At 60.2% G+C, this 14,740-nt stretch carries 11 protein-coding genes; 1 reads left to right on the top strand and 10 read right to left on the bottom strand.

All coding sequences use genetic code 11. The features are described from left to right. Positions 1 to 219 precede the first annotated feature (219 nt). Positions 220 to 576: a BON domain-containing protein gene (locus KSS91_RS24705; RefSeq protein WP_056728649.1), complete on the top strand. Its 357-nt coding sequence runs from the start codon at positions 220 to 222 to the stop codon at positions 574 to 576. Positions 577 to 791: 215 nt separating this feature from the next. Here KSS91_RS24705 and KSS91_RS24700 read toward each other — a convergent pair whose 3' ends face one another. The 10 genes from KSS91_RS24700 to KSS91_RS24655 form a co-directional block, all read right to left on the bottom strand. Then, on the bottom strand, positions 792 to 3,749 hold the full coding sequence (locus KSS91_RS24700; protein ID WP_217836385.1) for a DUF748 domain-containing protein: 2,958 nt from the start codon (positions 3,747 to 3,749) through the stop codon (positions 792 to 794). A 93-nt stretch (positions 3,750 to 3,842) separates the two neighbouring features. After that, positions 3,843 to 4,859 (bottom strand): class I SAM-dependent rRNA methyltransferase, encoded by a 1,017-nt coding sequence (locus KSS91_RS24695; protein WP_217836384.1) that lies wholly within the window; start codon positions 4,857 to 4,859, stop codon positions 3,843 to 3,845. A 171-nt stretch (positions 4,860 to 5,030) separates the two neighbouring features. Next, the gene (locus tag KSS91_RS24690; RefSeq protein WP_217836383.1) at positions 5,031 to 5,900 is read right to left on the bottom strand and encodes an oxygenase MpaB family protein; all 870 of its coding nucleotides are present in this window, start codon (positions 5,898 to 5,900) and stop codon (positions 5,031 to 5,033) included. A gap of 125 nt (positions 5,901 to 6,025) precedes the next feature. After that, positions 6,026 to 7,963 carry an acetate--CoA ligase gene (gene acs / locus KSS91_RS24685; protein ID WP_217836382.1) on the bottom strand — a complete coding sequence of 646 codons (1,938 nt, stop codon included), beginning with the start codon at positions 7,961 to 7,963 and terminating at the stop codon, positions 6,026 to 6,028. Between the two features lie 193 nt (positions 7,964 to 8,156). Continuing rightward, positions 8,157 to 9,821, bottom strand: a complete 1,665-nt coding sequence (gene pgi / locus KSS91_RS24680; protein WP_015096864.1) for a glucose-6-phosphate isomerase — start codon at positions 9,819 to 9,821, stop codon at positions 8,157 to 8,159. Between the two features lie 224 nt (positions 9,822 to 10,045). Further along, the gene (panD, locus tag KSS91_RS24675) at positions 10,046 to 10,426 is read right to left on the bottom strand and encodes an aspartate 1-decarboxylase (protein WP_003228271.1); all 381 of its coding nucleotides are present in this window, start codon (positions 10,424 to 10,426) and stop codon (positions 10,046 to 10,048) included. 184 nt (positions 10,427 to 10,610) lie between these two features. After that, positions 10,611 to 11,471, bottom strand: a complete 861-nt coding sequence (gene panC, locus KSS91_RS24670; protein ID WP_217836381.1) for a pantoate--beta-alanine ligase — start codon at positions 11,469 to 11,471, stop codon at positions 10,611 to 10,613. Then, positions 11,468 to 12,268: a 3-methyl-2-oxobutanoate hydroxymethyltransferase gene (gene panB, locus KSS91_RS24665; protein ID WP_015096862.1), complete on the bottom strand. Its 801-nt coding sequence runs from the start codon at positions 12,266 to 12,268 to the stop codon at positions 11,468 to 11,470. The genes panC and panB overlap by 4 nt, the downstream gene beginning before the upstream one ends. A 387-nt stretch (positions 12,269 to 12,655) precedes the next feature. Further along, positions 12,656 to 13,141, bottom strand: coding sequence for a 2-amino-4-hydroxy-6-hydroxymethyldihydropteridine diphosphokinase (folK, locus tag KSS91_RS24660; protein ID WP_217836380.1), 486 nt, complete (start codon positions 13,139 to 13,141; stop codon positions 12,656 to 12,658). Between the two features lie 3 nt (positions 13,142 to 13,144). After that, the gene (locus KSS91_RS24655) at positions 13,145 to 14,545 is read right to left on the bottom strand and encodes a polynucleotide adenylyltransferase PcnB (RefSeq protein ID WP_173862160.1); all 1,401 of its coding nucleotides are present in this window, start codon (positions 14,543 to 14,545) and stop codon (positions 13,145 to 13,147) included. Between the last annotated feature and the right edge of the window lie 195 nt (positions 14,546 to 14,740).

Below are 14,740 nucleotides of genomic sequence, written 5' to 3'. Positions count from 1 at the left end.
ATTTCAGCATCTTAGGAACTTTCCACAAACCCGCAACTTGCATGCAGTGTTTCTGAATCTCGTGCATTTTGCATGATTCCGAAAATTGGCTGATTTTATAATTCATTGATTTATAAGGTTTTATTCTCGGTTTCAAAGTTGGCACAGCGTTCGCAATACCCTTGGTAACCCTGCCGACAAGACACCCGGCAGACTTTCCGAAAAACAGGAGTTACTCGTATGAAGAAGTTCGCTATCACTGCCGCTGCTGCTACCGCGCTGACCCTGACCATGGCTAACGCCGCGTTTGCTCAAACCACCCAGGCAACCCAGTCGCCAATGGTGCTGGCTGCCGGTGAGATGACCGAAGCGAAAGAAGCTACTTCCGATACCTGGATCACCACCAAAGTCAAAGCTGACCTGATGACTGAAAAAGGCATTCCAGGTAGTGACATCAAGGTTGAAACCAACAAAGGTGTGGTATCGCTGTCGTCGACTACCGCCGTGACCGATTCGCAAAAAGAAATGGCTGTGGCCATCACCAAGAAAATCAAAGGCGTCAAGGCGGTCTCCGCTGACGGCCTGAAAGCCGAGTAAGGCAAGACTTCTCGCCTGGACCGGGAGAAGGCGCGACAGACGAGCCGAGTCATACGTCTGTTGCAACCTGAGTGTTCATGCGAAGGGCCAAACGGATATTGGCCACCACAGGCCCCGCGCAATTTTGCCGGGGCCTGTTTTATTTGGGGAGAAATACAAAAAACTGTGCGGGCTATATGAAGTTTTGGTGATGCCCCATCAGCTCTGACCGGGCATCACTCGGCATCCAGATGCATCGGTGTCACCACGCGGCCGTCACTTTCCGCTTCGCCCAGACTGGCGTCGATGAAGTACACCCGCTCATCCTCCAGTTTGGCCTTGTCGACCAGGTAATCCTTGATGCTGCTGGCGCGCTCCTGGCCCAGTTGACGCAACAGTACGTCACTGGAGCTCCAGAACTTGATCACCTCGGCGCGCATTTTCGCGGTGCGCTCTTCCTTGCCCAGGTCCTTCCATTCGGCAGGGGGCTGGGTTTTAAGTCGGGTGCGGTAGATGCCTTCGAGCAACGGGCCTTTTTCCCCGTCCGGCACTTCCAGCAAAGAAGCCTGGGCCGGGACCTTGTCACCGCGGCGCTGGAGCATTTTGTAGTAGTTGTACTGGTACTCACGCTCCAGGCGTTGTTCGGCGATCAGCGGGCCATCGCTGCTCTGGGCGGCGGTGCCTTCGATTTCCAGGCGCAGGGCCGGGCGTTCCTTGAGCGCACTGGAGAGTTTGTCCAGGGCGGCTTCGGCGTCCTTGCCCAATTCGCTGGACCCCGCTGCGAATGAAACACTGCCCAGGTCTTCCGAACCGCCACCGTTGACCAGCCCGCCAATGAGTTTGAACGGTGCCGCCGCGGCTTTGACGATCAGGTTGCGCAGGGTCTGCCAGATAATCGGCATGACGCTGAACTGAGGGTTGTTCAGATCGCCGGTGACCGGCAGCTCGATGGAGATCTTGCCGTCGACGTCCTTGAGCAAGGCAATGGCCAGTTTCAGCGGCAGGCTCACGGCATCCGGGCTGTCGACTTTTTCACCCAGTTGCAGTTGCTCGACCACCACTTTGTTGTCGGCTTTGAGCTGCCCCTTGGTGATCTGGTAATGCAGGTCGAGATTGAGCCGGCCCTTGCGGATGCGGTAGCCGGCGAACTTGCCGGAGTAGGGGGTCAGCGTGGTCAGTTCCACGCGTTTGAAGCTGGTGGCGATGTCGAGGCTCTCCATCGGGTCGAACGGGTTGACCGAGCCCTTGATGGTCACCGGCGCGTAGCGATCGACCTTGCCCTTGACGTCGACATTGGCCGGTTTCCGCTGGCGGCTGTCGATGGTGCCGATCTGCCCGTTGAGTTGCTGGACGGCGGTGGCGAAGTTCGGGGTCAGGCTGAAGTCGGCGAAGTTGGCCGAACCGTCATTGATGAAAATACCGCCGATGTGGACGCCAAGAGGTTTTTCGTTGCTTGTCGGTTTGCTCGTTGCCGGTTTTGCCCCGGAGTCCGCCGGTTGCGGAATCAGCAGGTCGTCGATGTTGGTGGTGCGATCATCGTTGATCATGAAACGCGCATAGGGCTGGAACAGGTTGACCTTGTCGATCGACAGGCTGTCCCCATGCTGATAGTTCAGGCCTTCGACCACGACCTGTTGCCACTTGAGGAAGTCGCGGGTTTTCAGGGTGTCCAGGGTATGCAACTGATCGACCTGGGCGCGACCGGTGACGTTGAAGGCCAGGGGCTCGGTGCTTTTCAGGTTGACCGCCAGATCGCTGCCGAGCATGCCGCTGCGCAGTTCCAGGCGAATGAAGGGCGTGATGTAGGACTGGGCAACCCGCAGGTCGATGTCTCTGGTCTGGACCTTCAGCCTGGCGCTGACCGGGGCCAGATTGACCTCGCCGTCGGCCATGATCTTGCCTTGCTTGCCCACACCGGTATCGAGCTTGAGGGTAAAGGGCGAGCCGTTGAGGCTGTCGAAGTTTTGCAGGTCGAGGTTCAGCGGAGCCAGGTCCAGGGCGACGGCAGGCTGCGCCTTGCGGTCAGCCAGATGCACCTTGTAGTCGCGCAGTTGCACATCCTTGAGCAGCACCTGCCAGGGTTTGTCGGGTGCGCCCGGTTCTGGTTTCGGTGAGTCTGCCGCCGCCGGAGTGCTGGCCGGTTCGGCATCCGCCTTGGCTTTGGCGGTGGATTTTGACGGTTGGCTGGCGAACAGTTTCTGCCAGTCCAGTTGGCCGTCCGGTTCCAGTGCGGCCCAGGTTTCCAGTTTGTGGCTGCGGATCTTGCCGACCACCACCTGCTGTTTGGCCAGGTCCACCGTGGTTTCGCTGACGTCCAGACGCTCAAGCTTTACCAGCGGCCGGCCATCCGGCGCCTTGATCGCGAAGGGGGCGACAGTGACCGCTACATTGCTCAACAGCAGCTCGGTTTCCTTGGACAGGTTGAGTTTGTAGTCGGTGCTGATGCTCATGATGCCGTTCTCGAGGTCCAGTGGCACGGCATCGCGCACATAGGGCCAAAAGGCTTTCATCTTGCCATCGGTGATTTTCAGCTTACCTTCGGAGGCGATCGGGATCAGGCTGAAGTTGCCCGTCCAGTCGATCTGTCCGCCATTGGGGCCGACGGCCACCAGGGTCATGTCGGCGCTGTCATCGGGCAGAGTACTGAGGTTCTTCAGCTCGAAATCGAGGGTGTCGTAGAGAAACTCGATAGGCTCGCTGGGCCGGGCGTCTACAAAGTGCAGGGCACCGCCGGCCAGCTTGATCCGCTCGATGCGCAGCGGAAACGGTTTGGCATCCGGGTCGGTTGGTGTGGGTTCGCTTGCTGGCAGTTTGAACAGCCCGAGCAGATTGAGTTTGCCGTCCTTGCCGAACAGAATTTCGGTCTTGGGCTTGTCCAGTTCGACATCGGACAGGTGCACCGCCTTGGTCCACAGGCTGTCGAGTTGCAGATTGGCGTACAGGCGTTCGAAAGCGACCTGCTCCTTGCCGGGCTCGCCGATGTTCAAGCCCCAGAGGGTCAGTTCAAGGCTGAACGGATTGAACTCGATCCGCTGGATCGTGGCGGGGGTGGTGGCGTAATTGGCCAGTTGCTGGTTGGCAATGCGCAACGCCACACCCGGTAAAATCAGAAAACCCAGCAAGCTGTAGAGGGCCAGAGCAGTCAACAAGGCGCCGATGGCGCGAATCAATCCTTTGTACATGTGCGGCTTCATCTGTCTGAATCGGAGTGCCTTGGAGTATGGCACGCGTTTCCGGTTCCGAAGTGATTGACTTGTCGAGGAAGTTTCAGATTTCTCCCACAGTTGTCAGAGCTGCAGAATCAGGGTTTTCAGCGGTGGTTGCTGATCCATCGACGGGAAGTCGGCGCCTGGTTTCATCACGCGCCACTCACGCACCGGCCGCCCGGCCTTCTCCGCACAACGCAAAACCTGCTCGCGCCAGTCGTCCATGCTGACTTTCGCCAGGTTGTTGCAGCAGATCAGCACGCCGTTGTCGGCGGTGGTCAACAAGGCCGGCTTGAGCAGGCTCTGATAGTCGCGCAGCAGGTCGACGGTGCCGAATGCGCTCTTGGCCCAGGCCGGAGGGTCCAGCAGCACCAGATCGTACTGGCGCTGTTCCAGGCGCTGATAGCTCGGCAGTTTTTGCCCGCGGCGCTGGCTGATCGGCAGGCCGGCCAGTTGGCGAATGGCCGGGAAGTAGTCGGACTGGATAAATTCCATGGGCGGCAACTGCGGGTTGAGTAAACCGTTCTCGCGACCGACCGCCAGATTGCCTTCGGCGAAGTCCAGGTTGCATACCTCGCGCGCACCGCCGGCGGCGGCACTGAGGCCGACACCACAGGTGTAGGCGAACAGGTTCAGCACGCTTTTGTTCTTGCTGTGATCCTTGACCCAGCCGCGGGTGTTGCGCAGGTCGAGGAACAGCAGCGGGTCTTGTCCGGCATGGCGGCCACGCACCCGATAGTTCAGGCCCCATTCGTGGCCGACCAGGTCCTGCAGGGCGGCTTCGTCGGCGCGGTAGACGATGTCTTCGCGATCGATGCGCGAGTTGCCGCGGGAGCGGTCGTTGTAGACCAGCAGGGTTTCAAAGCCCAGGTATTGGTTGACCGTGTCGTGCAGCTGCAGCAGCGCCTCGCGTTCCAGCGGCTGGTGGAAGCTCTGCACCAGCAGTTGCGGGCCGTAGCGGTCGATGGTCAGGCCCCCTGCACCTTCCTGGCTGCCGTGGAACAGGCGATAGCAGTCGGTACCCTGCTGGTGCAGTTCGGCGAGCAGGTCCTGGCGTTGATCGAGGGCGGCGCACAGCGCCTGATTCAAGGAAGACATGCTGGGCGCCTTGCAGGAGAGAATTGGGCGCGGGAGTTTAACAGTTTTGGCGCGGGACCGAGGCGCTGCCTTCGCGAGCAAGCCCGCTCCCACAGGTAGATCACACCTGTTGTGCATGTCATAAAACCTGTGGGAGCGGGCTTGCTCGCGAAGCTTTTGATTTTATTCTTTCTAAGTAATTCCCATCCGTCGCTTCGCCCGATGCACCGATCCATTACGCACCGCCCAGCGCAGCATTGGTGCGCTGCGATTGACGCTGGCGCGGATCAGTTTGCGTTGCAGCGGGTTCTGGCTGACGCCGAGCATGTCACTGGCCCAATCCGGCAGCAGATCAATCCCCGCCTGCATCATCAGCCCGCCGAACGGCTTGGCCAAACGACTTGGAGAGGGCGCGTTCAACAACAGGCGCAGCACCTCGCGGCTGCGCTCGTCGCACAGCAGTTGCGGGCGCATGCGCTCAAGGTAGTCGGCAATGGCCTGTCGCGAACGGGGCACATCCCGGGCACCGAGACGCTCGGCGACCAAGGCGATCTCTGCGTAATAGCGATCCTGATCGACTGGGGACAGATGCGGGTTGCGATAGCGCAAATGCGCAGCGAGGAAGTTGCTGACCTCGGCGACGTGCACCCAGGTCAGCAGATCGGGATCGCTGGCGGCATAGGGGCGTCCATCCGGCGCCGTGCCGGTCACCTGTAAGTGAATGGTGCGAACCTTCTCGATCAACCAGTCGGCGTCCTTCCGCGAACCGAAGGTGGTACCGGAGATGAACTGCCCGGTGCGGCGCAAGCGACCGAGCATGTCCTCACGAAAATTCGAATGGTCCCACACCCCGGCCAATGCCAGCGGGTGCAAGGCCTGCAGCATCAGGGCGCTGATGCCACCGATCAGCATGCTGCTGAAATCGCCATGGACTTGCCAGCTCACCGAGTCCGGTCCGAACAGCCCGGGGTCGCCCTTGGGGTTTTCCAGGTCGAGCTTGCCCAGGGACAAACCGGTCAGGCTCATGATCTGGGTTTCGATGCGGGTGCGGATGAATTCCATGGTGTCCCGGTAATTTCCTGTAGGAGCGAGCCTGCTCGCGATGGACGTCAACGGTAACGCGTTTTCCTGAATACACGCGGCGCACTTGAGTTCATCGCGAGCAAGCTCGCTCCTGCAAAGGCACGTTATTGATTCAGGCGTTTGTCGATCAGCCCTTGCACCACGCTCGGGTCGGCCAGGGTCGAAGTATCGCCCAGGCTATCGAGTTCGTTGCAGGCGATCTTGCGCAGAATGCGCCGCATGATCTTGCCTGAGCGTGTTTTCGGCAAGGCTGGCGCCCATTGGATCAAGTCCGGTTTGGCAAAATTGCCGATTTCCTTGCCGACCAGGGCCAGCAATTCCTGCTTCAGTTCATCGCTGGTCTCAACGCCGTTCATGGGCGTGACGAAGACATAGATGCCCTGGCCCTTGATGTCGTGGGGGTAACCGACCGCAGCGGCCTCGGCGATGCTTTCGTGCAGCACCAGGGCGCTTTCCACTTCGGCGGTGCCGATACGGTGGCCGGACACGTTGATCACATCGTCGATGCGCCCGGTGATCCAGTAGTCGCCATCTTCATCGCGCCGCGCGCCATCGCCGGTGAAGTAGTAACCGGGATACGGCTTGAAATAGGTGTCGACCATGCGCTGCGGGTCGCCATAGACGCTACGGATCTGCGCCGGCCAGCTGGATTTTATGGCCAGTACGCCGCTGCCGGCGCCTTTGATTTCCTTGCCTTGCTCGTCGAGCAGCACCGGCTGCACGCCGAACATCGGTTGTGTGGCGCAACCGGGCTTGATCCGTTGGGCGCTGACCAAAGGGCTGAGCATGATGCCGCCGGTTTCGGTCTGCCACCAGGTATCGACGATCGGGCAACGCTCTTCGCCCACCTCATGGAAGTACCACTCCCACGCTTCCGGATTGATCGGTTCGCCGACCGTACCGAGTAGTCTGACGCTGGCGCGGGAGGTTTCCTTCAACGCGGCGGGCCCTTCGCGCATCAACGAGCGCAGGGCCGTCGGGGCGGTGTAGAAAATGTTCACCTTGTGTTTGTCGATCACCTGCCAGAAGCGCGAGGTCGTCGGGTAGCTCGGCACGCCCTCGAAGATCAGCGTGGTCGCGCCGTTGGCCAGCGGACCGTAGACGATGTAGCTGTGGCCAGTGACCCAGCCGACGTCGGCGGTGCACCAGAAGACCTCGCCATCGCGGTAATCCAGCACGTACTTGAAGGTCATCGTCGCTTGCAGCAGGTAGCCGCCGGTGGTGTGCAGCACGCCTTTGGGTTTACCGGTACTGCCGGAGGTGTAGAGGATGAACAGCGGGTCTTCGGCGTCCATCGGCTCCGGCGGGCAATCGGCGCTGGCTTCGCGCAGGGCCTGCTGGTACTTGATGTCCCGTCCTTCGACCCAGTTCACCTGTGCATTTCTGCGCTCGACCACCAACACGGTGCTCACGTTCGGGCAGCTTTGCAGCGCCTTGTCGACGTTCTGCTTGAGTGGCACGGGCCGGCCGCCGCGCACGCCTTCGTCGGCGGTGATCACGGTGCGGCAGTCGGCGTCGAGAATGCGGTCGCGCAACGAGTCCGGGGAGAAACCGCCGAACACCACCGAGTGCACTGCGCCGATGCGGGTACAGGCAAGCATGGCGTAGGCCGCCTCGGGAATCATCGGCATGTAGATGCATACGCGGTCGCCTTTTTTCACGCCACGGCTTTTCAGCACGTTGGCCAGGCGGCAGACGTTTTCATGCAGTTGGTTGTAGGTGATCGATGTCGAGTCGGCAGGGTCGTCGCCTTCCCAGATGATGGCGACCTGATCGCCGCGTTTCTCCAAGTGCCGGTCGATGCAGTTGTAGCTGACATTCAATTGCGCACCGGCAAACCAGCTGGCCTCGCCGGTCTTCAGGTTGTAGCGCTGGACGGTTTCCCAGGGCGCGCTCCAGTCGAGAAAACGCGTGGCCTGTTCGGCCCAGAAGGTGCTGGGGTGTTCAATGGATTCGCGGTACAGGCGCTGATAGTCGTCTTGACTCAATTGTGCAGCCCGGCGGACGGCATCGGCTTTGGGGAACTTGCTGATATCGAACATGACGGTTCCTTATTCTTGTTTTGCGACAAGGATAAAGATGCGCCGAGTGGTCAATGGGTTCAAGCCGTACACAAAACAACTGTGGGAGCGAGCCTGCTCGCGAAAGCGTTGGGTCAGTCAACATCAAAGTCGACTGACAAACCGCATTCACGAGCAGGCTCGCTCCCACAAGGTACAACAGGGCGGTGTCAGATTATCCGCGGTGACGACCGCGGAAGTAGTTGATCAGCCCTTGAGTCGAGGCGTCCTCGGCCGGGGTTTCTTCGCTGCCGACTAGGCGGTTGTAGACACCTTTGCCCAGCTCTTTGCCCAGCTCCACGCCCCACTGGTCGAAGGCATTGATGCCCCAGATCACGCTTTGCACGAAGACTTTGTGTTCGTACATCGCCACCAGTGCGCCGAGGCGACGCGGGCTGATGCGCTCGACCACCAGGGTGTTGCTCGGGCGATTGCCCGGGATCACCTTGTGCGGCGCGAGTTTGTGTACGTCGGCTTCGCTCATGCCTTTGTCGCGCAGCTCGGTTTCGGCCTCGGCCAGGGTCTTGCCGAGCATCAGCGCCTGGCTTTGCGACAGGCAGTTGGCGTACAGCCACTGGTGGTGGTCGGACACCGGGTTGAAGCTGACGATCGGCACGATGAAGTCTGCCGGAATCAGTTGGGTGCCCTGGTGCAGCAGCTGGTGGTAGGCGTGCTGACCGTTGCAGCCGACGCCGCCCCAGATCACCGGCCCGGTGTCGGTGGACACGGGCTTGCCGTCCTGGCGCACGCTTTTGCCGTTGGATTCCATGTCCAGCTGTTGCAGGTGCTTGGTGATGTTACGCAGGTAGTGATCGTATGGCAGGATCGCGTGGCTTTGCGCGCCCCAGAAGTTGCCGTACCACACGCCGAGCAAGGCCAGCAGCACCGGCATGTTCTGTTCGAACGGTGCACTCTGGAAGTGCTGGTCCATGGTGTAGGCACCGGACAGCAGTTCCTTGAAGTTGGACATGCCGATGGCCAGGGCAATAGGCAAGCCGATGGCCGACCACAGCGAGTAGCGGCCACCGACCCAGTCCCACATCGGGAAGATGTTTTCTTCGCGGATACCGAAGGCTACGGCGGCGGCGTTGTTGCTCGATACCGCGATGAAATGGCGATACAGCTCGGCTTCCGAACCACCCTGGGCCAGATACCAGGCACGGGCGGCCTGGGCGTTTTTCAGGGTTTCGAGGGTGTTGAAGGATTTCGACGAAACGATGAACAGCGTGGTTTCGGCACGCAGCTTCATGGTCAGCTCGTGGAACTCGCTGCCATCGATGTTCGCCAGGTAATGGCAACGCACGCCTTTCTGGGCGTAGGACAGCAAGGCTTCGGAAACCAGTTCCGGGCCGAGGAAGGAGCCACCGATGCCGATGTTCACTACGTCGGTGATCGGCTTCTCGGTGTAACCGCGCCACAGACCATCGTGGATACGGCCGACGAGGTCGGTGATCTGGTTCAGCACCTTGTGCACTTCCGGCATCACGTTGACGCCGTTGACCGACAGCTTGTCGCCAACCGGGCGGCGCAGGGCTGTATGCAGGGCCGGACGGCCTTCGGAGGAGTTGACGATTTCGCCGTCGAACAGCGATTTGATCGCGCCCTTCAGGTCGACTTCGTTGGCCAGGCCTACCAGCAGATTACGGGTCTCGGCGTTGATCAGGTTTTTCGAGTAGTCGAGAAACAGGCCGCAACTGCTGAGGGTGAATTGAGTAAAACGCTGCGGATCGGCATTGAAGGCTTCGCGCATGCTGAAATCCTGCATGGCTTGGCGGTGGTCATTCAACGCTTGCCAGGCGGGCAGAGCGGTAACGTCGTGAGGAGTGCGGTAATACGCCATCGCTGCGGGTTTCCTTATTACTTGAACGGCCTTTTGAACACTAAAAATCCCGGAGCGCTGTGGGTGGGCGTTCCGGTCAACTGCGTCGACACGATTTCATGGCGCAGGGCGAATACAGTAAACCCCGCGCAATGATCTGTCTTGACTTTGTCTGACCTGTTTCCGGTACTTTTTTAACATCGAAGTTAGGAATGGTCCGACAAACGGAAGAGACAGGGCTCGGATCAGGCGACCTGGACCGGAATGGCATTGCTGGTGTGGCTCAGTTCATTGCCTGGTGCCATGTAAAGCATGCGCGGCTTGAAGTTGAGCAGTTCGGCTTCGCTGTAATGAGCGTAAGCGCAGATGATCACGCGATCACCGACCTTGGCCTTGTGTGCCGCGGCGCCGTTGACCGAGATCATGCGCGAACCTTCTTCGCCACGGATGGCGTAAGTAGTGAAGCGCTCGCCGTTGTCGACGTTGTAGATCTGGATCTGTTCGTACTCGCGGATGCCGGACAGGTCCAGCCATTCACCGTCGATGGCGCAGGAGCCTTCGTAATCGAGTACAGCGTGGGTGACTTCGGCGCGATGCAGCTTGGCTTTGAGCATGATGGCGTGCATGAATGTTTCCCAGGTCGGCGGGCAAGTGGCCCGAAGGGTTTGTGGGCGTCAGTAAGGTCTGTATGTGCGCAGCAGAACCCCTGTGGGAGCGAGCTTGCTCGCGATAGCGGTGGATCAGGCAAAACTGTTGTGACTGAACATCCGCCTTCGCGAGCAAGCCCGCTCCCACAGGGTTTTTTGTTGTTTAAATTGGCGCGTCTAGGTTCAGGTGCAGGTTGTCGATCAACCGTGTCGTACCGAGGAACGCCGCCACCAGAATCACCAGGTCACGATCCTGCGCCGTTGCCGGGCGCAGGGTCAGGGCATGGCGGATTTCCAGATAGTCAGGACGCAGGCCAGCCGTTTCGAGCTGTTTGACCTGCGTGTCGATCAGCGCCGGGTAATCGCGTTCGCCCTGCTTGATCGCCTCGCTGATCGCATTCAGCGTGCGGTAGACCACCGGTGCCAATGCGCGTTGCTCTTCGTTGAGGAAACCGTTGCGCGACGACAGCGCCAGACCATCGGCCGCCCGTACGGTCGGCTCGCCGATGATCTGGATCGGCATGTTCAGGTCATGTACCAGCGCGCGAATCACCGCCAGTTGCTGGAAGTCCTTCTCGCCAAAGATCGCCAGGTCCGGCTGGACCATGTTGAACAGCTTGCTGACCACCGTCGCCACGCCTTCGAAATGCCCTGGCCGGCTTGCGCCACACAGTCCTTCGGACAATTGCGGGACACTGACGCGGGTCTGGCCGGCCATGCCGTCGGGATACATCTCCTCGACGGTTGGCGCGAATAGCAGATGGCAACCGGCCTGGAGCAGTTTTTCCTGGTCGGCGGCGAGGGTGCGCGGGTACTTGTCGAGGTCTTCGCCAGCACCGAATTGCAGCGGGTTGACGAAGACGCTCGCCACCACGAAGTCCGCCCGTTGGGAGGCCTTGGTCACCAGCGCAACGTGGCCGCTGTGCAGGTTGCCCATGGTCGGCACAAAGGCAATGCGTTTGCCTTCGCTACGGGCACGGGCTACGGCGGCCCGCAGTTCACGTACGGTTTTTACGGTGTTCATGCAGAGAATCCGTGTTCGATTCCAGGGAAAGTCGCCGCCTTGACTTCAGTCACGTAGGCATTCAATGCAGCTTCAATACTGGTCTGGCCAGTCATGAAGTTCTTGACGAATTTTGGCATGCGGCCGGTAATGGACAGCCCCAGCATGTCGTGCAGAACCAGCACCTGGCCATCGGTGCGATTGCCGGCGCCAATCCCGATCACCGGAATCTTCACCGCCTGGGTGATTTCTTCTGCCAGCTCGCTCGGGACGCATTCGAGCAGCAGCATGGCCGCGCCAGCCTGTTCCAGGGCGATCGCGTCGGCACGCATCTGCCGCGCCTGGTTTTCATTGCGACCCTGGACCTTGTAGCCGCCAAGGATGTTCACCGACTGCGGCGTCAGGCCCATGTGCGCGCACACAGGGATGCCGCGCTCGGCCAGCAGGCGGATCGAATCGGCCAGCCACAACGCTCCTTCGACCTTGACCATGTGCGCGCCGGCCTGCATCAACAGGGCGCTGTTGGTCATGGCTTGTTCGGTGGTGGCATAGGCCATGAATGGCAGGTCGGCGAGGATCAGGGCATCGCTGTTACCGCGTTTGACGGCAGCCACGTGGTAAGCCATTTCTGCGGTGGTGACAGGCAAGGTGCTGTCGTGGCCCTGCAAAACCATGCCGAGGGAGTCGCCCACCAGCAGCACTTCGACGCCGGCCTGGTTGCAGGCGTGGGCGAAGGTTGCGTCGTAGCAGGTCAGCATGGTGATTTTTTCACCTTTTTGCTTCAGACCTTGCAGGGTGGTCAGGGTGATGGCTGGCATGAAAAGTTCCTCATTCAGGCGCTGTGGAAACTACTGCGAGTAACGCGCGTGATTCTTTGTTGAATACAGGCGCACGCTCTTTCGTCGTGCTTTTAAAGCCTGGATTGCGCCCTTGAACGCCGTGTAGGCGGCAGCGGGACGCCTATAGTCGTGAGGAGAACGAGGGAAGTCAATTGCGTGTGTTACCGCATTGTTACGGGTGGGGTGTTACCGGAGTAACTGATGCGATTCAGCAGGTTTGTTCGATTCGGCGGTCAGCCGCACTTTTGTGTTCGCCACAAACCAATGTGGGAGCGAGCCTGCTCGCGATGGCGGTGTGTCAGTCCATATCTATGTTGAATGTACTACCGCTATCGCGAGCAGGCTCGCTCCCACAGGGGATTTGGGTCAATTCGGGGGCAGGCGTTCCAGGCCGACGAACGGGCATGCCTTGAGCAGTTCGGCCAGGGTTCGGCCATCGGCGAGTTGCAAATCCGCAGGTGCCAGCTCCGCCAGCGGGTAAAGCACGAAGGCCCGTTCCTGCATGTGGTAGTGGGGAACCTTGAGGCGCGGTTCGTCGATCAGGCGATCACCGAACAGCAAGATATCGAGGTCCAGCGTACGCGGTCCCCAGCGTTCAAGGCGCTCGCGGCCCTGGCCGTTTTCGATGGCCTGCAAGGCATCCAGCAATTCCAGTGGCGCCAGCGTGCTGTCGAGCGCGGCCACCGCATTGGTGTAGCGCGGTTGTCCGGGAAGCAGTGAGTCGCTTTGATAAAACGCAGAAACCCCGACCAGTCGGGATCGCGGCAAGTACGCCAGCGCCTCGGCGGCGCTGCGCAATTGTTCGGCGGGGTCAGCCAGATTGCTGCCCATGCCGATGTAGATGCGTTCCATGGATTACTCGCCCGTGGTGCTCGAGGCGCCGGCGGCGCGCTTGCGCTTGGAACCAGCGCTGCGGCGACGCTTGCGCGGGGCGCCGGTGCCTTCTTCCTTCCCGCTGAGGTCGCGGATCATGTCGCGACGCTCGCTTTCATTGGCGTCCTGATAGTCGGTCCACCATTCGCCGAGGCCGTCAGTCTGCTCGCCTGCACTCTCGCGCAACAGCAGGAAGTCATAGCCGGCGCGGAAGCGCGGATTGTCCAGCAACAGATCGGCACGCTTGCCGCTGCGGCGTGGCAGGCGTTCCTGCATGTCCCAGATCTCGCGGATCGGCATGGTGAAGCGTTTCGGAATCGCGATTCGCTGGCACTGTTCGGCAATCAGCTCATGCGCCGCTTCCTGCATCGCCGGAATCGGCGGCATGCCACGCTCCTGCAGGCGCAGGACGCGCGCCGGCAGGGCAGGCCAGAGCAGGGCTGCAAACAGGAACGCCGGGGTGACCGGTTTGTTCTGCTTGATCCGCAGGTCGGTATTGATCAGGGCTTCGCTGATCAGGGTGTGGGTGTAGGTCGGGTTGTACTCCAGTGCTTCGGCGCTGGCCGGGAACAGTGGATCGAACAATTGCAAGTCGACCAGCATTTCAAACGTATCGGCGGCGTGGCCGGAGAGGAACAGCTTGAGCACTTCTTCGAACAGGCGAGCCGACGGGATCTCGCGCAGCATCGGCGCCAGGTCGCGAATGGGCAGGGCACTGTGTTTTTCGATACCGAAGTTCAGCTTGGCGGCGAAACGCACCGCCCGCAGCATGCGTACCGGGTCTTCCTGGTAGCGTTGTTTCGGATCGCCGATCAGGCGGATCAGGTGATTGCGGATGTCGTGTACGCCGTTGGCGTAGTCGAGGATGCGTTCGCTGACCGGATCGTAATACAGGGCATTGATGGTGAAGTCGCGACGTTGCGCGTCTTCTTCCAGGGTGCCATAGACGTTATCGCGCAGGATGCGCCCGCTTTCGTTGCGCGAAGACTGGTTGCTGTCTTCCTCGTCTTCGTTTTGCGGGTGATTGGCGCGGAAAGTCGCTACTTCAATGATTTCTCGGCCGAAGTGGATGTGCACCAATTTGAACCGACGCCCGATGATTCGCGCGTTACGGAATTCGGCCCGTACCTGCTCGGGGGTGGCGCTGGTGGCAACGTCGAAATCTTTCGGTGTAATGCCCAGCAACATGTCGCGCACGCAACCGCCCACCAGGTAAGCCTGGTAACCGGCGCTCTGCAGGCGTTCAACGATATTCACCGCGTAGCGGCTGAATTGCGCCTTTTGCAGCGAGTGTTGGCCGCTGTTGAGCACTTCAGGCGTGCTGCGAATGTGTTGCGTAGGACGCTTGGGAGAACGGAATGACTGGAACAGCTTCTTCAGCATGGGATGCACTGTTTGAAGGAATATTCGGCCATAACAGAAGAATGACCGCATGATGGGCGGGGATTCTAGCATTTAGTCGGGGGATGGTGTAGGACACAGCAGATATGAGCTGTAGGTCCGTAGGAGGTGGGGGGCTGAATCGCAGAAACTACAAGGGGAGCCGAAGCTCCCCAAGAAGTAGTTGCATGCTCTATT

Origin of the sequence: Pseudomonas azerbaijanorientalis, from assembly GCF_019139795.1 — a bacterium.
Taxonomy (GTDB): Bacteria; Pseudomonadota; Gammaproteobacteria; order Pseudomonadales; family Pseudomonadaceae; genus Aquipseudomonas; species Aquipseudomonas laurylsulfatiphila.
The sequence above is the reverse complement of the archived record's forward strand: the minus strand, read 5'-3'. Positions and strand labels throughout refer to the sequence as shown.

Bases quoted from the DNA above. Each gene is read 5' to 3' on its own strand.
- KSS91_RS24705 (WP_056728649.1), top strand. From the start codon at position 220: ATGAAGAAGTTCGCTATCACTGCCGCTGCTGCTACCGCGCTGACCCTG.
- panB (WP_015096862.1), bottom strand. From the start codon at position 12,268: ATGCCAGCCATCACCCTGACCACCCTGCAAGGTCTGAAGCAAAAAGGT.
- panD (WP_003228271.1), bottom strand. From the start codon at position 10,426: ATGCACGCCATCATGCTCAAAGCCAAGCTGCATCGCGCCGAAGTCACC.
- panC (WP_217836381.1), bottom strand. From the start codon at position 11,471: ATGAACACCGTAAAAACCGTACGTGAACTGCGGGCCGCCGTAGCCCGT.
- folK (WP_217836380.1), bottom strand. From the start codon at position 13,141: ATGGAACGCATCTACATCGGCATGGGCAGCAATCTGGCTGACCCCGCC.
- acs (WP_217836382.1), bottom strand. From the start codon at position 7,963: ATGTTCGATATCAGCAAGTTCCCCAAAGCCGATGCCGTCCGCCGGGCT.
- KSS91_RS24690 (WP_217836383.1), bottom strand. From the start codon at position 5,900: ATGGAATTCATCCGCACCCGCATCGAAACCCAGATCATGAGCCTGACC.
- pgi (WP_015096864.1), bottom strand. From the start codon at position 9,821: ATGGCGTATTACCGCACTCCTCACGACGTTACCGCTCTGCCCGCCTGG.
- KSS91_RS24700 (WP_217836385.1), bottom strand. From the start codon at position 3,749: ATGAAGCCGCACATGTACAAAGGATTGATTCGCGCCATCGGCGCCTTG.
- KSS91_RS24655 (WP_173862160.1), bottom strand. From the start codon at position 14,545: ATGCTGAAGAAGCTGTTCCAGTCATTCCGTTCTCCCAAGCGTCCTACG.
- KSS91_RS24695 (WP_217836384.1), bottom strand. From the start codon at position 4,859: ATGTCTTCCTTGAATCAGGCGCTGTGCGCCGCCCTCGATCAACGCCAG.